We start from the raw sequence: 19,394 nt of genomic DNA, 5'->3' as shown, positions 1-19,394 counted from the left end.
ATAAAATACTTCAAAGAAAGAATTATATAGGTGACGCATATGATCGAAGTTAAGACTTCTGAACTTAGTGATGGAGAATTTAATAGAGGGGTATTTGCAACTCGTGATATTAAAAAGGGTGAGTTGATTCACTCAGCACCAGTTATCTCTTATCCGAATGAACAGCATGAACACATTGAGAAAACGTTACTTGCTGACTACGCATTTGAGTATGGGGTAAATCATACGGCATTCCTGTTAGGATACGGCATGTTATTTAATCATGCATATAATCCGAATGCAACGTATGATATTGTCTTCGAGAATCATACGTTTAACTTCTTTGCTTACAAAGATATAAAAGCGGGAGAAGAGATTCTAATCAATTATAATGGTGAAGTTGATGACGATGAGCTATTATGGTTTGATAAGGAAAAAGAAGAGAACGAAAAGTAATATAAAGAGTTTGGAAAGAGCACATTCTGTGGGATGTGCTCTTTTTTATGGCGTGTCCAGTCAGCTGGTGGAGAAATCCTACGATTGAGCCCTGTGATAAAGTAATTTTTCTGTTTATAGAAATGGGAGAGTATTTAGGAGTATACAGAGCCAAGAAATACACTATATTTACAACTAAATGATATGGTGAAAGGCTTAAATCTAACCTTACAACGATTTAAAAATTACTATATCCCATCTCCAATGGGGTAAAGGTGGATTGGTAAAATTGATTGGTATGTCTTAGAATGGTTTGCACTAACATCTCCCTAAAGATACAGCATTGTATCTTTAGGGAGATGCTTTATTAGCTTTATAGTATAGAGGAAGAGATTTTTAGTTAATTTATTTTTAATCTTATTAAGTTATTATTTTATACAAATTAATAATAACAAATTCGGACTTTTATTTTCAGTCTTGTTAGAAAATTTTGTTTATTTTATTCTTTAATAGTGAGAAATAATAGGAAATGTAAATTTTAGCTATTTCTCATTATTATAAGATTTGAGAGGAGAACGGTAGATGAGAATTATAGCTGGGATACTTTCTTTCGTGTTAATGTTTAGTTTTGCATTGCCATCATTTGTTGATGCAACTGTTGAATTAAATGATGATACGATTGTCGAAGAATATGTTCCTGAAGAAGATGGTGGCATTGATTTATCTAATGTCGATGTTTCTAACTTCGATTTTGAAAAATTTGAGAATGAATATGATTTTTTAGTAACTGATCCTGTGTTTTTACAATTAGAAGGAGAATTAAGTAAACCAAGAGTTGAATATGTTATTGAAAAAAATCCTCTTACAGGTGAATTAATAGTTAAACAAGAAATATTACCAGCTCTTGTTATCGGAGCATTAAGGGTTTTAACTTCAAAAGTAGGCAGAACAGCTGCCGATAAAGGTTGGAAGATAGCAAGACCATATGTACAAAAAGCATTAAACGCACCAAGTAAATATATCCTTGAAGGACCATCTGGAACAAAAATTATTCAAGTAAGATCTAAAGCTACGAAACAAGTTATATTTAGGTTAGATTATGGACCGGTATATCATAAAGGACCATATTTACATTATCATGTTCCACCAAATTTAAATGATCATCATATTATTTGGTAAAGAGGAGGTTATTTCACATTATGTGTAACTATGAAACACACCAACATATGCATATAGGCTATTATGAAGATGGTTATGATTTAGAAGTCACTGCATATAAAAAAATAAACAAACCTATTTGGGATGTATTTATTGAAGAGTATGAAGCGGGTTTTTTATATGAATTTGCTAGCAAACATAAATTAGGTGAATATTTTACTGGATGCGGTTTGAAAATATTTACAATAGATGACAAAGATGCTACTGAAGAACAATCTAGATTAATTTTTGAAAAGTGGTTAAAAACTAATAACATTGTTTAAAAATTGGTTTATCTTTATTCCACTAATCAAAAAGGTAGAAAAGTATACTTTTCTACCTTTTTGTAGTTTATATACAAACCTTACCAAAACTTCTACCACGGCTTTTTCTTCTCTTTCGCAACTGCCACTTCATCTTAAAATTCCTTCGTTAAATCCTTTGATTCCTGTATCTCACTTAGTATCTTCATGAGAGTCTTATCTCCCGCTTTCAATCGATTTTCTTATATGCCATAAACAAAGTAAAAATTACGAAAAAATACCACTTTCTTTTCGTATGGTATAGTAAGATACTGAAGGATAGTGTGCTGAAAAAGTAATATATTTTACAAATTGTTGTCTTTCTGATGACATGTCAAGTTTAGTAGCCCATTTGGGTTGCTTTATTATGCAATATATATTTTAATATGAGTGGCACCTCTTATAAATTAAGAGGTTTATAGGTGTCTCGAATTGATTTTGGGTACACTGTATCCACCACTTTAGGTTCGTTCATGTATGTGGGGATATTATGGGCCCGTATAACGGGATAAAAAGAATATAGAAATAGAGGAATCGTAAAATGAATATGCAAGAGGTTTATAAATATTTAAGTACGGTATTGCCTGAAGGTCATGTGAAACAAGATGAAATGTTAAAGAATCATACGCATATTAAAGTTGGCGGCAAAGCAGATGTGTTCGTTGCGCCGACAAATTATGATGAAATTCAAGAAGTTATTAAATATGCTAACGAATATAATATTCCAGTTACGTTTTTAGGAAATGGATCGAATGTCATTATTAAAGATGGTGGAATTCGCGGGATTATAGTAAGTTTGATTCACATTACAGGTGTGACTGTAACAGGAACGACGATTGTGGCACAGTGTGGTGCAGCAATTATTGATGTATCACGTATTGCATTAGATCATAATTTAACGGGTCTTGAGTTTGCTTGTGGTATTCCAGGTTCAGTTGGTGGAGCATTATATATGAATGCTGGTGCTTACGGCGGTGAAGTATCGTTTGTATTAACAGAAGCTGTCGTAATGACAGGTGATGGAGAGCTACGTACTTTAACGAAAGAAGCATTTGAATTTGGATATCGTAAGAGTGTATTTGCAAACAACCATTACATTATTCTTGAAGCGAGATTTGAGCTTCAAGAAGGTGTGCATGAAGAAATTAAAGAAAAAATGGATGATTTAACTTTTAAACGTGAGTCAAAACAACCTCTAGAATATCCTTCATGTGGTAGCGTATTTAAGCGTCCACCAAATAACTTTGCTGGTAAATTGATTCAAGAATCAGGACTACAAGGTAAGCGAATTGGCGGAGTGGAAGTTTCTTTAAAACATGCTGGATTTATGGTGAATGTTGATAACGGAACAGCACAAGATTACATTGATTTGATTCACTTTGTACAAAAGACTGTTGAAGAGAAATTTGGCGTGAAGTTAGAGCGAGAAGTAAGGATTATTGGAGAAGATAAAGAGTAACGAAATACGTATGAAAATGTGAATTATTTTAAAATAACATTTGGGTATTGTTGACAATTTGTTTTCAATTCAATATAATGGCTAATAATTTAACAAATAATATACGTTGAAAGAGCCCAGTAGCAGTTTGTCACTGTTAACGAGAGAGCTAGGGGTTGCTGGAACCTAGCACAAACAAACTTGCGAATTACACTCTGGAGTATCTTAGGTAATGCTAAGCGGATTGGCAATCGATATTATTGCTAAGAGTGGTATGAGTAGCTATGCTATTTATACAAACTGGGTGGTAACACGGTGAATAATCGTCCCTATGTCATAGACATAGGGACTTTTTGTTTTAAAAAATAAAGGGGATGACAAAAGATGAATATTATTGATGAATTAGAATGGCGCGGCGCTGTGAATCAACAGACTGATGAAGAAGGTTTACGTAAGCTAGTAGAAGAGAAAAAGATTTCACTATACTGCGGAGTGGATCCGACTGGTGATAGTATGCATATTGGACATTTGATTCCGTTTATGATGATGAAGAGATTCCAGTTAGCTGGCCATCATCCAGTTATTTTAATTGGTGGAGCAACAGGAACAATTGGTGATCCGAGCGGACGTCAATCAGAACGTCAACTTCAAACGTTAGAAGTAGTTCAGCATAATGTGGATGCGTTAACAGCACAAATGAAAAAACTATTTGATTTTGGCGGAAATAGCGAAGTGAAGATGGTAAATAACTACGACTGGACACATGAAATAAACATTATTGAGTTCTTACGTGATTACGGGAAGAACTTTAGCATTAATAGCATGTTAGCGAAGGATATTGTAGCAAGTCGTTTAGATACAGGAATTTCTTTCACAGAATTTACGTACCAAATTTTGCAAGCGATGGACTTCCATCATTTATACACGAAAGAAGATGTTCAACTGCAAATTGGTGGTAGTGACCAATGGGGAAATATTACGAGTGGTTTAGATTTAATTCGTAAGTTAGAAGGTCATGAGGCGAAAGTGTTTGGACTAACGATTCCGTTATTATTGAAATCCGATGGTACGAAGTTTGGTAAATCTGCAGGTGGCGCGGTTTGGCTTGATCCTGACAAAACAACACCGTTTGAATTTTACCAGTTCTGGGTGAATACAGATGACCGTGATGTAGTGAAATACTTGAAATACTTTACGTTCTTAACGAAGGAGCGCATTGATGAATTGGCAGCGAAGGTAGAAACAGAGCCTCATAGACGTGAAGCGCAAAAAGTATTAGCGGAAGAAATGACGAAATTCGTTCATGGAACAGAGGCACTCCTGCAAGCTGAGAAGATTACAGCAGCGTTATTTAGCGGAGATATTAAATCGTTAACAGCTGATGAAATTGAGCAAGGTTTTAAAGAGATGCCAACATTCCAGTCTTCAAAAGAGACGAAAAACATCGTAGAATGGCTAGTTGATTTAGGGATTGAACCATCTAGACGACAAGCACGTGAAGATATTAATAATGGAGCTATTTCTATGAATGGTGAGAAGGTAACAGATGTGGGTGCAGATGTTACTGTAGAAAATTCATTTGATGGACGATTTATTATTATTCGTAAAGGGAAGAAGAACTATAGCTTAGTGAAATTGGGATAATAATTTTTGTGGAAGAGTGGAAGTAAGAAAGATGCTTTCACTCTTTTCATATACACAATTTCGACACAAAAAAGTCAGTATATTTAGATAATTAAAAAGGGTTATAGTAATTCTTTGCCGAATATAAGTAAGTAGAGAATATTACGGATAAAAATAGCCCGAACCATGCAGGGCATGATTCGGGCTTATATTCAGATTAGTAAGCTAAGCTGAATAGACCTTTAATGTGTGATAAGTAACGAACGTTACTTGCTTCTTTCATTAATGATGCTGGTAAGCCTTTAAGTGGAGTATTGCTTGCTCCAATTGTAGCAACAGCATCTTTACGTCCTAGACTAGCAAGTGTTCCAGAGTTAATAGGTGCGAACTCTTCGAATGCTTTGCCTTCTAGTGCTGCGTATAAGTTGTATCCAATTAACTCACCCATTTGCCAAGCGATTTGTGCAGTTGGTGGGTATGGACGACCGTCTGGAGAGAAGACAACAGCGCTGTCTCCAGCAACGAATACGTCTTTGTGAGAAGTAGATTGTAGGTGTGCATCAACAGTTGCACGTCCACGGTTTACTTCAAGACCTGATTCACCAATTAATGGGTTACCTTGTACGCCGCCTGTCCAAACGAATGTGTTAGCAACAAGTTTTTGACCGTCTTTTAAGTCAATTTCATTGCCAGCAACGTTTGTTACAGGAAGACCTGTTAAGAATGTAACACCGCGTGCTTCTAGGCTAGTAGTTGCACGTTCGATTAAGTGGTCTGGTAATACTGGAAGGATTTTTGGACCTGCTTCAACAAGAAGAAGTTTAACTTCTTTTGGATTTACGCCGTGGCTTTTTGCAAGTTTAGGCATAATGTCAGCAAGCTCACCAACTAGCTCAACGCCAGTTAATCCGCCACCACCGATTACGATTGTAGCATCAGCTTCGTTTTTCGTTTTCGCGTATTCACGAATACGGTCTTCAACGTGTTTGTAGATTTTGTTTGCATCAGCAGCTGATTTTAATACCATGCTGTTTTCTTCTAGTCCTGGAATACCGAAGTAAGCAGTTTTACTTCCTAAAGCAACTACAAGTGCATCGTAAGATAAAGTAGTGCCGCCAGCTAGTTTAATTTCTTTGCTATCAACTGAGAATGACTCAACTGTTGCGATTTTAAGATCGATGTCTTTACCTTTGAAAAGCTTTGTAAGTGGCATTGCAATTGCTTGCTCAGCAACGTTACCAGCTGCAAGGCGGTGTAGTTCAGTGATGATTTGGTGTGTTGGGTATTGGTTAATCACTGTAACTTGTGCTTCTGATTTGCTGTAATATTTACGTACGTTTAAAGCGGCAAGAAGACCGCCATAACCAGCGCCTAAGATGACAATTTGTTTTGACATAGTATGATATCCCCCGTCTTTACTAATTGTTGTTATAAGTTAAATTATTTATTGTTACGTTCTGCACTAATTTGAAGGTATGCGTTCACAAAGCGGAACATTTTTTGTGCTTGTGGGTCTTTTAGTAATTTTAATAGACCGAACAGGCCGATAACTTCGTTGCTTTCGTCAGCACGATCTTTCGCTTCGATAGCAGTTGCAGCCATGCCTTTCACTGTATCTTTTACAGGTTCTACAAGCTCTGTGATTGCACTAACAGTGTCGCTTTTTAATACTTCATCAGTAGCAACAGTTTGAGCGAAGTCATAAGACTTAGTTAAAATGTTAACAAGCTCAGTTAATTTTGGAAGCTGTTCTACTAGTGTTGTTAATGATTCTTGTACCTCAGGTTTTAACAATTGATCAAGTACATCAAGTTGTCCTTGGCTAGCAGAAATTTGTACAGTTTCTTGTTCTGGCTTTGTTTGAGTCATAGTTTCTGGCATCTCCAATTCTCCTTTACGATAGCAATACTCTTATTTTTTATAAGTAAGATAGTAAACGGTTACGAAACTTTATACAAAGTTTCACAAAGCACAATAAAATGCCTTTAAATTTATGACAGCAAGTAAGCTGCAAACATAAATCTAAAACCATAACGTCTTACCTATTATTTATGAACTGTCCGATATATGGCTTGTCCGTATAATGGAAAAGCTCCGTTACCGGAAAGTGTATATAATATATATCCTATATTATATACTATATACACCTATGTTAACATAAAAATGATTCCTAATTATTTGATATTGAGCGTATAACGTAGTACTGACAAGGTATGAAAGCGTATAAAATATTTTGTTTCTGTTAGAAATGTACAGATATATAAAGAAAAAAAGGAAAAAATGAACAAATTCATGTTCGTTTTTTCCTTTTTTCTATTATTCACCTTCTGCAATTAGCATGGAAGTGTTACCTTCTTTTTCAAGATGGCATTCGCCCCAAGTACAAAGAGAATCAAGAATCGATTCTAAAGACCAACCGTAGTCTGTAAGAGAATACTCTACTTTTGGTGGGACTTGATTGTATACTTTTCTTTGAATAACGCCGTCGTCTTCTAATTCACGTAATTGCTGCGTTAACATTTTTTGTGTAATACCAGGCATTGAACGTTTTAGTTCACTCGTTCTCTTTGTACCTTTCGTTAAGTGACAAAGAATAACAACCTTCCATTTGCCGCCGATAACTTCTAAGGTCGCCTCTACAGGAATATTGTATTTCTTCATATGAAACCCTCCTTGTGTGAGTAAAATAAGTTAAATCATACAAATGTTACTTTTTAGTACCTATAGCACTTTAAAGTACGTACTTTTTATCATGTTAAATATGTTTCATAATAGCACATGTGAGAAGCAAATGAGTAGTACTGTACTGAAAAGTGACTATGTTACTTTTTGGTGCCTATAGTACTTTAAAGTGCGTTCTTCAAAAAAAGAATGAAACCATTCATAATAGCATTTGTAGAGATTAAATATATTTTTTAGAAGATAAAAGGGCCTTTTTATCGCACTATTATGATTGGATTTCTTGTAATAAGGAGGAATTCAATTGAGTTCATATACAGTACCATCTTCGGAAGTTCAGACGAATCGAAGAAGTATGTTTGCTTTATTAGCACTAGCAATTAGTGCGTTTGGAATTGGGACAACTGAGTTTATTAGTGTCGGTTTATTACCATCGATTTCAAAAGATTTAAATGTTTCGGTTACAACAGCAGGTTTAACTGTTTCTCTATATGCGTTAGGGGCAGCGGTAGGAGCTCCTGTTTTAACAGCGTTAACGGCTAGTATGTCGAGAAAGACATTATTAATGTGGATTATGGTTATTTTCATTATTGGTAATGGCATTGCGGCAGTAGCAACAAGCTTCACTGTATTAATTATCGCAAGGATTGTAGCTGCATTTGCACATGGTGTGTTTATGTCGATAGGATCTACAATTGCAGCTGCGATTGTACCAGAGAATAAACGTGCTAGTGCTATTGCGATTATGTTTACTGGATTAACAGTTGCGACTATTACAGGTGTGCCAATTGGAACGTTTATTGGTCAACAATTTGGCTGGAGAGCGTCATTTATGGCGATTGTTGTAATTGGAATTATTGCTTTTATCGCAAACAGCATACTGGTCCCATCTAATTTGAAAAATGGTGTACCTGTATCGTTTCGTGATCAATTCAAACTAATTAAAAATGGAAGACTGTTACTTGTTTTCACTATTACTGCACTTGGATACGGCGGTACATTCGTAACATTTACGTATTTATCACCACTATTACAAGAAGTAACAGGATTTGAAGCAAGTACTGTTACTATCATTTTATTAGTGTATGGAATCGCCATTGCGATAGGGAATATGGTCGGTGGAAAATTATCGAATCATAATCCGATTCGAGCACTATTTTACATGTTCTTGATTCAAGCGATTATATTATTTGTTTTAACATTTACAGCGCCATTTAAAGTAGCTGGATTAATCACAATTATTTTCATGGGACTATTCGCATTTATGAATGTTCCCGGGCTACAAGTATATGTAGTTATATTGGCAGAGCGCTTTGTTCCGAGTGCGGTTGATGTTGCTTCAGCAATTAACATTGCCGCATTTAACGCAGGGATTGCTTTAGGTTCTTATATAGGTGGCCTTGTAACGAATTCATTAGGGTTAATCCATACTGCTTGGGTAGGCGGCATTATGGTAGTAGCTGCTGTTATTTTAACAGCATGGAGTATGACATTAGAAAAAAGAGATCAAGTAAAATAAAAGGAGAGAAAATAAAATGAAAAACTTACAAAGTAAAGCAGTATTAAATAATGGTGTAGAAATGCCTTGGTTCGGTTTAGGTGTATTTAAAGTAGAAGAAGGTCCAGAACTTGTAGAAGCGATTAAATCAGCAATTAAAGCAGGATACCGCAGCATCGATACAGCTGCAATTTATGGAAATGAAACAGCTGTAGGTGAAGGAATCCGTGCAGGTATTGAAGCGACTGGCATTGCAAGAGAAGAATTATTTATTACTTCAAAAGTATGGAACGCAGATCAAGGATATGAAACAACAATCGCTGCATACGAAGAGAGTCTAAAAAAATTAGGACTAGATTATTTAGATTTATATCTTGTTCACTGGCCTTCAGAAGGAAAATATAAAGATACATGGAGAGCGCTAGAAACACTTTATAAAGAAGAGCGTGTACGTGCAATTGGTGTAAGTAACTTCCAAATCCATCACTTACAAGATGTAATGAAAGATGCAGAAATCAAGCCAATGATTAACCAAGTAGAATACCACCCTCGTTTGACACAAAAAGAATTACAAGCTTTCTGTAAAGAACAAGGTATTCAAATGGAAGCATGGTCACCATTAATGCAAGGTCAATTATTAGATAACGAAACATTACAAGCAATTGCTGAGAAACACGGTAAAACAACAGCGCAAGTTATCTTACGTTGGGACTTACAAAATGGAGTTATTACAATTCCAAAATCAACGAAAGAGCACCGTATTATTGCAAACGCTGATGTATTTAACTTTGAGTTAACGAAAGAAGATATGGAAAAAATCGATGCATTAAACCAAAATCACCGCGTTGGTCCAGATCCTGATAACTTCGATTTCTAAGATTAAAGTAAGAAAAAAAAAGAGTGCGCTTATGCACTCTTTTTTTGTGCATAAAAATATTTTCTAATTAAATACTACTTAGTATTAAGTTTGTTATTAAGGGGCTGTGAACATGAATATAAAGCAATCGTTCAAACTTTTAGCTATGTTTTTAAGTGTTTTATTTGTGTTATTCCCACTTCAAAAAGCATTTGCAGAAGTTATGGACCATACAAAGTATGAAATGAATTGGAGTTATAGTAAGTCAAAGAAGAAACCAATTCGAACAGAACTTATTAAAACGGCAGATGGAAAAATTGCATTTTGCTTAAATGTAGATTTGAAATCTCCAAGCGGTCAAGATTTACCGGAAATGGGGAAAGTGGATATTAATGTGTACCGTGTACTATTAAACGGATATCCACAAAAGAGTCCACAAGAATTAGGTGTTTCTGATTGGAGAGATGCCCATTACGCAACGCAGCTTGCGGTGTGGAATGCGTTAAAGCAAATTGATATTAACGATTTAGAGTTCCGTAATAAAAATGTAGAAAAAGTAACGAAAGACATCGTTGCAAAAGCAAGTGCTAGTGAAGAATTACAAGAAATTACGATGAGTGTCGTACCATCAGAAGAACAACAAGCAGTATTGAAAAATGATTTCTTTGAAACAGGCTTATATACAGTAGAAACAAATGCAAAAAGTGGAACGTATAAAGTACAAGCAACAGGTGCACCAGCGGGAGCGAAATTTGTAAACGAAAAAGGCGAAGCAAAAACAGAATTTAATGTAGGAGAAAAATTCCGCATCTTAATTCCGAAACAAACACCAGCTGGTGGGTTTAGCTTTAAAGTATTAGGGAATTTAACAAAGTTACAAGGGATTGCACATAAAGGGACACCGACTATTCAAAATGCAGTTGTATTACTTGAGCGTAGTGAAGAAAAAACAAGTCCGGAGTTATCGGTAAGTTGGAAAACAACAAATGGTCATGATAATAATAAACCACATACTCCAAATGAACCACATAAACCGAGTCAATATAAAAGGTAAGGATGAAAGCATTGGTGTTAACCAATGCTTTTTATATATGAAATTTAAAATTATACCAAGATAATTATTAACTAGATAAAACACTGTTTTTATGTTAGGAAAACTATTTAGAAATAACAAAATATAATAAAATCTAAACGTTACGATTAATAGATTAAATTCACAAAACTGTAACATTATTCTAATTGAAAAGGCTATCAAACAAAGTGTAAAGCGTGTAAAATTCAGTTGGAAAAACTACCTATAGATGGTCATATATGAAGAAAATGTAAGATTCTATTGCTATTTTATTTTTAGATGTATAGACGACAAGACTAAAAGGTATCTTTTATTACTCCCTTTTTATGTACGAAGAGAACTCATTACAAGTAGAGAGAAATGAGGAGGACATAATACATAAAAATTTTAAAATGTAAGAAAGCGAATACATGGGAGAATGCGGTAGTAATTGATATAGGTGTGCGAGGTGTTCGTTTATTATTTGAATTTTTTTATAAAAATAATAGGATTTCTTATTAAATGAATATATAGGATGGTTTATCAAAAAACAGGACAGGGGACACAGATTATGTCGAAGAAAAAGACGAGTAGGATATTAGTGGCTGGTGTTTGTTTAGCTACGTTATTAACACCATATGGACTTGAATTACCTAAGGTGTATGCAGAGATGACGATTGAAGATAAGGAGAAACAGCAAGAAGAGCGAGTGTATCAATTGCTGCCAAAAGGTGATGTAGAAGGGATGCGTGAGTTGCATCAGCGTCGAATGAGTTTTTCTCCTTATGAACCAACGGGCATTTATGTAAAGCCAGGTGAAGAAGTAGTTATTCAAGTAGAAGGGACTCAACAGATTAAAGCTTATATTGGTACATATTCTTATGAAAAAGAAGAACCTAAACAATTCAACTTAAATCCTGGTGAGAATAAAATTTCTTCTTCAAATGGGGGACTATTATACTTTTATAATTATCACAACACAGGAGAAGTAGTCGCTAAAGTGAAAAAAGGTGGTACACCAAATCCTTTATTTATTTTAGGAAAGCATACGACAAAAGATTGGAAGCGTATGTTGGCAGAGAATCCTGATCCATATGCAATAGAAATGAAGGGAGAAAATAGTTTATTAACTATGCATCCTGAAACTGTGGCGGAACATTTGAAGCAAGAAGATCCAGCTGCGTTATTAAAGAAACACGATGAAATAATTAATATAGAACATAAGATATCAGGTTTATCAAAAGATGGTGCGGGTGTTGCGAATCAAGGTAAACATTCCATTCATTTTGTTGAAGACTGGTATACGGACAATTATATGTATGCGACTTATTATCGAACAGCTTATAGTAAAGGGAATTTAGAGTCAGTACTAAATCTAGAAGAGTTAACTAATGATGGATGGGGGCCTTGGCATGAAGTGGGACATCAACATCAACAGGACACTTGGTTATGGGATGGACTTGGAGAAGTAACTGTTAATATTTATTCTTTGGCAGTTCAAACTACATTCGGGCATAAAACAAGGTTAGAGCAAGAGGGGCGCTATGAAGCTGCATTTGCTTATTTAGGTAAACCGGATGCACAAGAGAAGATGGATGTATTTGAGAAATTAGTTATGTTTTGGCAGTTGCATTTAGCTTATGGTGATCAATTCTATCCGAATTTACATCAAATGTATCGTTTGTTACATGATACAGAACTGCCTAAATCTGATGAAGAGAAAAAGCAGATGTTTATTTATATGACGTCAAAAGTGGCAGGACAAAATTTAATTCCTTTCTTTGATAAATGGGGATTATTTGCAAATGATGCTACGAGAGAAAAGATTGAAAAATTAAATTTACCAAAATTAGAAAAAGAAATATGGTTATCTACAGACAGCAATCCAATTCGTGAAAAACAAATTGAGTTATATGAAGTTCCATATGGCGAGCCAAATAATGAAAAAATACAAAATGTAGTAATCGGTACTACGTATGATGAGAAAAAAGCAAAAGAACTTGTACAGAATTTAGGAGAAGGTGTAAAGACAACAGGTGTGATTATGCAAGATAAGCCTGAAGTTGGAGAAAAAACTGTAAAAGTAGAAATTGTAGATGGAAAAGGAAATAAGAATTTCATTCCAGCTGTAGTGAATGTTGGATATGGAGATAGCCTACTTGTATATGGATTGAACTATACCGGTGAGGGAGACTTGAAGTCAACCGTAACTCTACATCATGGTACGAAAAAATTTAGTGCAACAGATACAAAAAATTTAATTCACGATTACTTTAAAGATGAAAAGTATTTTGAGTTCACACTGTACGATAAAGAAGGAAGAGAGAAGAAAAATATAGCGGTAAAAGGCTTGGAGAATACGAAAGCTTTTGCTAAGGAAGTAAATGGACTTTCATTTGAGTACGGAGATGTGGTGAAAGTATACCATGCGGAATCTTCTCGCTTACATTGGTACCAAAAAGACGTATATGTGGGAGAAGGAAAAAATAAAGAAGTAAAGGAACTGTTCTTCAAAGTTACTGAAAATGGATTTGAAAGATTAAAATCATTGCAAGAAGTAACAGCAAAACCACAACAAGTAGTAGTAGGAACAGAAGTAGAAAAGCTAGAAGCAAAAAACTTTGTTGAAGTGAAAGATGGAGAAGTAATCGGTTTTGTAGAAAAACCAAACACATCAAAAATCGGAAAGCAAAAAGTAAAAGTAGAAACGAAAGATCGTTTTGGAAATAAGAAAGTGACGGAAGTACCGTTAGAAGTGACGTATGGTGATAGTATCGCATATGTAGGATTCGACGATGAAATTGCTTCAGTTGTAACGTTAAAGCATGAAGAGAAGAAATTCCATGTGACTGATATGGATAGACAAATTCATCAGTATTTTAATAAAGAGCTATACATGGGAATCACGTTATATGATGTAGAAGGGAAAGAGAAAAAACATGTAACAGCAGAAGGACAAGAAACTTCAAAAAACTTTGCAGAACAAGTGAATGGTACGCAGTTTGAGTATGGAGATGTAGTGAAAGTATTCCATGCAGAACCAGATCGTTTGAAATGGTATCAAAATAATACTCTTACTGGTCAAGGTGAGAAAAAAGGGTCAAAAGAACTGTTCTTCAAAGTGACGGATAAAGGTTTCGAGAGAATGAATATGTTGCAGGAAGTAATAGCGAAACCACAACAAGTAGTAGTAGGAACAGAAGTAGAAAAGCTAGATGTAAAAAACTTTGTTGAAGTAAAAGACGGAGAAGTAATCGGATTTGTAGAAAAACCAAATATATCAAAAATCGGTGAACAGAAAGTAAAAGTAGAAACGAAAGGTCGTTTCGGAAATAAGAAAGTGACGGAAGTACCACTGGAAGTAATTTACGGAGATAGCATTATGTTCTTTGGTACAAGTTATGGAGGAACAAACATTAAATCGGTTGTAACATTAAATCATGAAGAAAAGAAATTTAGTGCAACAGATTCAGAAGGTAAAATGCATACTGCATTTGCAGATGAGAAATATATGGCGATGACTGTATATGATAAAGATGGAAAAGAGAAGAAAGCTTTATCAGTAAAAGCATCGGAGAATACGAAAGTATTTGCAGAACAATTCAATGGAATGGCCTTTGAATACGGTGATGTAGTAAAAGTGTACCAAAGAGAGTTTGATAGATTTAAAGTGTATAAAAAGAACGAACTAGTAGATAAACAGTATGGTGTTCATGAAGTATCCTTTAAAGTGACAGAGCAAGGTTTCGAGAGAGTGGAAGCCCAACAAGAAGTAACAGCGGTACCGCAAAAAGTAGTAATTGGAACAGATACTGAAAAATTAAATGCAAAAGACTTTGTTCAAGTGAAAGATGGAGAAGTAGTAGGTTTTGTAGAAAAGCTGAATACAACAAAAATCGGTGAACAAAAAGTGAAAGTAGAAACGAAAGATAGCTTTGGAAATAAAAAAGTGACAGAAGTACCAGTAGAAGTGATTTACGGAGATAGTATTATGTTCTTCGGTACAAGTTATGGCGGAAGTAATATAAAGTCAGTTGTAACATTAAATCATGAAGAAAAGAAATTTAGTACAATGGGCGCAGAAGGTTCGGCGCATACATCATTTAAAGACCAAAAATATATGGGAATGACTGTATACGATAAAGATGGAAAAGAAAAGAAAGAAGTATCAGTAAAGGGATCTGAAAATACAAAAGGATTCGCAGAACAATTCAACGGAATGGCCTTTGAATATGGGGATATGGTAAAGGTATATCAAAAAGAGTTTGATAGGTTTAAAGTGTATAAAAAGAATGAATTAGTGAATGCGCAGTATGGTGTTCATGAAGTAATCTTTAAAGTGACAGAGCAAGGTTTCGAGAGAGTGGAAGCTCAACAAGAAGTAACAGCGGTACCGCAAAAAGTAGTAATTGGAACAAACGCTGATAAATTAGAAGCACAAAAATTTGTTCAAGTGAAAGATGGAGAAGTAATTGGGTTCGTAGAAAAACCAATTACAACGAAAATCGGAGAACAAGCGGTAAAAGTAGAAACGAAAGATCGTTTAGGGAATATAAAAGTGACAGAAGTTCCTCTAACAGTAACGTATGGTGATAGCTTACTTGTATATGGGTTGGGCTATAGAGATGGGGACTTGAAGTCGATTGTGACTTTGCATCATGATATGAAAAAATTTAGTGCGACAGATACAAAGAATTTAATTCACGATTACTTTAAAGATGAGAAGTACTTTGAATTTACACTGTACGATAAAGATGGAAGAGAGAAGAAAAATATAGCGGTAAAAGGTTTGGAGAATACGAAAGCTTTTGCTGGGGAAGTAAATGGACTTGCATTTGAGTATGGAGATGTGGTGAAAGTATATCATGCAGAATCTTCTCGCTTACATTGGTATCAAAAAGGTGCGTATGCAGGAGAAGGGAAAAGTAAAGAGCTAAAGGAACTAGTCTTCAAAATTACTGAAAATGGATTTGAAAAGTTAGGGGCTTTGCAAGAAGTAACAGCAGTATCACAAAAAGTAGTAATTGGAACAGATGTTGAAAAATTAAATGCAAAAGATTTTGTTCAAGTGAAAGATGGAGAAGTAGTTGGATTTGTAGAAAAACCGAATACGACAAAAATCGGTGAACAAAAGGTAAAAGTAGAAACGAAAGATCGCTTTGGAAATAAGAAAGTGACGGAAGTTCCATTAGAAGTAACATATGGAGATAGTATAGTATACCAAGGTGTGGCTAATGTAACGCGTTCGATCGTTACGTTAAATCATGACGCAAAGAAATTACATGCAACATTTACTGATGATACAATTCATTATCGTTTTGAGAATGAACAGTATATAGGACTTACGGTATATGATCAAAATGGAAACGAGAAAAAACATGTAACGGCAGAAGGGCAAGAAACGTCGAAGAATTTTGCTGAGCAAGTAAATGGAACCGTATTTGAGTATGGGGACGTGTTGAAAGTATATCATGCGGAACCAAGTCGTTTGAATTGGTATAAAAAGAATGAGTTAGTTAAAAAAGAGGATAAGATGAAGGGTGAAGAAATATCCTTTAAGATTACTCCAAATGGCTTAGAACAAGTACAATAATAAGAAAAAACTCGTAAAACATTATGTTTTACGAGCTTTTTTTATTACTCAGCTTCAGAAACTACCGTGAAGCGTTCGTTTACGTGTTTTGGATTTTCGATTTCATCAAGTGCTGCAACTGCGAAGTCTTCGTAACTTACGTAGCTATCACCTTTTGCATTAACAAGAAGGTTGTCTTTGCCGGCTGTATAAGAACCAGTACGTTTTCCTAATGCAAATAGTGCAGAAGGGCTGATGAATGTCCAAGTAATATCGTTTGTTTGTTGCAGAATTTCTAAGTTTTTACCTTGGTTTTGAGCTGTTGCAAGGTATTCATTTGGGAAACCTGGCGTATCAAATACACGCGTTGTTTTCTCTTCGTCTACAAACAAGCTTCCAGCGCCGCCAACTACAAGTAATTTTGTGTTAGGTGCACCTTTCATAGCTTCAATTAGTACGTTTCCTGCATCTACGTGAAGATGTTCTTCTCCTGCTGGAGCGCCAAATGCATTTACAACTACGTCGAATGCCTGTAGGTCGTTAGATGTAAGATCGAATACATCTTTCTCTAAAACTTTTACATTTTCTTCTGTAATTTTTGCAGCGTTTCTTACGATTGCAGTTACTTCATGTCCGCGATCTAATGCTTCTTTTAAAATACGACTTCCTGCTTTACCAGTTGCTCCGATGATTCCGATTTTCATAATAAATCCCTCCAAAGTGTTTTGTTAAAGTGTATATCTGAAAGTAAATGAATTTGTTGTAATAAGGTTTGTTACAACCTGATGTAATCATTATAGTTACAGGTTGGTATTTTTGTCAATGGGGTAGTTTGTAGATTTACTTTTTGTTTTAGTATGCACAGTTAGAGGGAGGAGAGTCATAAAGCTATTGTTACTTCGTGTTTGTCTAATATTTGGAAATTGCAAATTGTCGAAAAATGTTGATTTTTAAATGTTTTTTAAATATAATTCGTTTTATGGAGAAAAGGAGGGGGTTAATTGTATGAATATTTTAGAGCAATTTGTTTCATCAACGAATACAATTCTTTGGTCATATATTCTTATTGCAATGTTAATTGGTTTAGGTCTTTATTTTTCTATTAAATTGAAATTCGTACAAATTACTCATTTAGGGGAAATGGTTCGACTAATGAGTGATGGATTAACTGGAAAGACGCGTAAAAAAGGTAGTGTATCTTCTTTCCAAGCGTTCTGTATGAGTTCAGCAGCTCGTATTGGAATCGGGAACTTAGCCGGTGTAGCGTTAGCTATTTCTATGGGAGGACCTGGAGCGGTATTTTGGATGTGGGTTATTGCGATTGTCGGAGCATCTTCAAGTTTCGTGGAAAGTACGCTTGCACAAATTTATAAAATAAAAGATGGCAGTGGCTTCCGTGGTGGTCCTGCTTATTATATGGAAAAAGGTTTAAATAAACGTTGGATGGGAATTTGGTTCTCTATCCTTATTACAATTAGTTACGGATTGATTTTCAACTCCGTACAAGCAAATACAGTGACATTAGCATTTAAAAACGCTTTTGGTATTGAGCGTTACGTTGTTGGGATTGTATTAGCAGTATTAGTTGCGGTTATTATTTTTGGTGGCGTGAAAAGTATCGCGCGTATGTCTGAAATGATCGTTCCGCCAATGGCGCTTATTTATATTGCAGTAGCAGTTTTCGTTGTTATTAAAAATTATTATTTAATACCGGACATGTTTACAGAAATCTTTAAAGGTGCATTCGGTTTAGATTCAGCTGTAGGTGGCGGTATTGGTGCTGCGATGAAATATGGTATTCAGCGTGGATTATTTGCGAATGAAGCAGGTATGGGTAGTGCACCGAATGCGGCAGCAACAGCGGATGTAACACATCCAGCGAAACAAGGATTTATTCAAACAATTGGAGTGTTAGTGGATACATTTTTAGTATGTACATCAACAGCATTTATCGTACTATGTTCTGGTGCATATAAAGCAACAAATTTAGAAGGTATTGAATTAACGCAAGTTGCGTTAAGTTCACAAATTGGTTCGTGGGCAAGTAGCTTCTTGGCGATTATTATTTTCCTATTCGCTTTCAGTTCTTTATTAGGAAACTATTATTATGGTGAAACGAATATTGAATTTATTAAACAAAGTAAAACTTGGTTAACGATTTACCGTATTGCGGTAGTGGGAATGGTATTATTCGGTTCTGTTGCGACGCTTCAAGTTGTATGGAATATGGCGGATTTATTTATGGGACTAATGGTAATCACAAACTTAATTGCGATTACACTTCTTGGCCGATTTGCATATGCTGCTTTGGCGGACTATGTAAGGCAAAAGAAACAAGGGAAAGATCCAGTCTTCAGTGCAGATTCTATACCTGGTTTAACAAATACAGAGTGTTGGGACAAGCCAGCGGTAACGGATAAAGAAAAAGCAGTGTAAATGAAAAGGCGAGCATCGAGGTGAATTCGATGCTCGTCTTTTTTGTTGCAGTAAATGATGAACAGGGTGAGAGGTAAATATTAATATAACTTCTTTTGTTTGTTCCTCTCGTTATTTGTGGGGAACCTACTGTTTTAAAAGTATAGCTGGTCGAATAGGATAAGTGATTGAGTATTGGATAAATGCACGTAATGGCTATATTTTCATGTAACAAAACACATATGTTAAGAAGTTTAACGTACTCATGTTATAAAACCTAACATAAAGTTCTTGATTACTAAAAGTTTTTAGAATATAATTTTCTTATTGTGAAGAAGAGGGGGGCAAT

The 19,394-nt window shown here is 35.1% G+C and carries 15 protein-coding genes and 1 other annotated feature; of the genes, 10 read left to right on the top strand and 5 right to left on the bottom strand.

Going from position 1 to position 19,394, the window contains the following annotated elements; genetic code table 11:
- The first annotated feature begins 39 nt into the window (after window positions 1-39).
- From J0835_RS25050 to J0835_RS25040, 3 genes are all read left to right on the top strand, one after another.
- Window positions 40-435: an SET domain-containing protein gene (locus J0835_RS25050; protein WP_000573650.1), complete on the top strand. Its 396-nt coding sequence runs from the start codon at window positions 40-42 to the stop codon at window positions 433-435.
- 561 nt (window positions 436-996) lie between these two features.
- Window positions 997-1,593 (top strand): hypothetical protein, encoded by a 597-nt coding sequence (locus J0835_RS25045; protein ID WP_001219915.1) that lies wholly within the window; start codon window positions 997-999, stop codon window positions 1,591-1,593.
- A 20-nt stretch (window positions 1,594-1,613) separates the two neighbouring features.
- Window positions 1,614-1,895 carry a DUF3986 family protein gene (locus tag J0835_RS25040; RefSeq protein ID WP_000336245.1) on the top strand — a complete coding sequence of 94 codons (282 nt, stop codon included), beginning with the start codon at window positions 1,614-1,616 and terminating at the stop codon, window positions 1,893-1,895.
- 134 nt (window positions 1,896-2,029) lie between these two features.
- On the opposite strand, the gene J0835_RS25035 is transcribed toward J0835_RS25040, so the two are convergent.
- Window positions 2,030-2,107, bottom strand: coding sequence for a DUF3967 domain-containing protein (locus J0835_RS25035; RefSeq protein WP_113712207.1), 78 nt, complete (start codon window positions 2,105-2,107; stop codon window positions 2,030-2,032).
- A 347-nt stretch (window positions 2,108-2,454) separates the two neighbouring features.
- Here J0835_RS25035 and murB point away from each other — a divergent pair, with 347 nt between their 5' ends.
- On the top strand, window positions 2,455-3,372 hold the full coding sequence (gene murB / locus J0835_RS25030) for a UDP-N-acetylmuramate dehydrogenase (protein ID WP_087983001.1): 918 nt from the start codon (window positions 2,455-2,457) through the stop codon (window positions 3,370-3,372).
- Between the two features lie 97 nt (window positions 3,373-3,469).
- Window positions 3,470-3,685, top strand: a binding site (T-box leader).
- 50 nt (window positions 3,686-3,735) lie between these two features.
- Window positions 3,736-4,995 carry a tyrosine--tRNA ligase gene (gene tyrS, locus J0835_RS25025; RefSeq protein WP_087982999.1) on the top strand — a complete coding sequence of 420 codons (1,260 nt, stop codon included), beginning with the start codon at window positions 3,736-3,738 and terminating at the stop codon, window positions 4,993-4,995.
- A 196-nt stretch (window positions 4,996-5,191) separates the two neighbouring features.
- Here the strand turns inward: tyrS and J0835_RS25020 are convergent, their stop codons facing one another.
- From J0835_RS25020 to J0835_RS25010, 3 genes are all read right to left on the bottom strand, one after another.
- Window positions 5,192-6,370, bottom strand: a complete 1,179-nt coding sequence (locus J0835_RS25020) for an NAD(P)/FAD-dependent oxidoreductase (protein ID WP_076541689.1) — start codon at window positions 6,368-6,370, stop codon at window positions 5,192-5,194.
- Between the two features lie 44 nt (window positions 6,371-6,414).
- Window positions 6,415-6,855 (bottom strand): DUF1641 domain-containing protein, encoded by a 441-nt coding sequence (locus J0835_RS25015; RefSeq protein ID WP_001115312.1) that lies wholly within the window; start codon window positions 6,853-6,855, stop codon window positions 6,415-6,417.
- Window positions 6,856-7,290: 435 nt separating this feature from the next.
- Window positions 7,291-7,635 (bottom strand): winged helix-turn-helix transcriptional regulator, encoded by a 345-nt coding sequence (locus J0835_RS25010; RefSeq protein ID WP_087982997.1) that lies wholly within the window; start codon window positions 7,633-7,635, stop codon window positions 7,291-7,293.
- Window positions 7,636-8,008: 373 nt separating this feature from the next.
- Between J0835_RS25010 and J0835_RS25005 the strand changes: the two genes are divergently transcribed.
- From J0835_RS25005 to J0835_RS24990, 4 genes are all read left to right on the top strand, one after another.
- Entirely contained in the window at window positions 8,009-9,172 is a 1,164-nt protein-coding gene (locus J0835_RS25005) for an MFS transporter (RefSeq protein ID WP_176373392.1), read from the top strand.
- A 16-nt stretch (window positions 9,173-9,188) separates the two neighbouring features.
- Window positions 9,189-10,028, top strand: a complete 840-nt coding sequence (locus tag J0835_RS25000; protein WP_087982993.1) for an aldo/keto reductase — start codon at window positions 9,189-9,191, stop codon at window positions 10,026-10,028.
- Window positions 10,029-10,140: 112 nt separating this feature from the next.
- The gene (locus J0835_RS24995) at window positions 10,141-11,061 is read left to right on the top strand and encodes a thioester domain-containing protein (protein ID WP_087982991.1); all 921 of its coding nucleotides are present in this window, start codon (window positions 10,141-10,143) and stop codon (window positions 11,059-11,061) included.
- Between the two features lie 568 nt (window positions 11,062-11,629).
- The gene (locus J0835_RS24990; RefSeq protein WP_140386936.1) at window positions 11,630-16,651 is read left to right on the top strand and encodes a putative mucin/carbohydrate-binding domain-containing protein; all 5,022 of its coding nucleotides are present in this window, start codon (window positions 11,630-11,632) and stop codon (window positions 16,649-16,651) included.
- A 44-nt stretch (window positions 16,652-16,695) separates the two neighbouring features.
- On the opposite strand, the gene J0835_RS24985 is transcribed toward J0835_RS24990, so the two are convergent.
- A complete protein-coding gene (locus J0835_RS24985; RefSeq protein ID WP_087982987.1) occupies window positions 16,696-17,334 on the bottom strand; it encodes an NAD(P)-dependent oxidoreductase in 639 nt (212 codons plus the stop codon).
- A gap of 301 nt (window positions 17,335-17,635) precedes the next feature.
- Between J0835_RS24985 and J0835_RS24980 the strand changes: the two genes are divergently transcribed.
- Window positions 17,636-19,066: an alanine/glycine:cation symporter family protein gene (locus tag J0835_RS24980; RefSeq protein ID WP_087982985.1), complete on the top strand. Its 1,431-nt coding sequence runs from the start codon at window positions 17,636-17,638 to the stop codon at window positions 19,064-19,066.
- Window positions 19,067-19,394 lie beyond the last annotated feature (328 nt).

The organism is Bacillus cereus group sp. Sample62, assembly GCF_036851315.1.
Lineage (GTDB): Bacteria > Bacillota > Bacilli > Bacillales > Bacillaceae_G > Bacillus_A > Bacillus_A wiedmannii.
The sequence above is the reverse complement of the archived record's forward strand: the minus strand, read 5'-3'. Positions and strand labels throughout refer to the sequence as shown.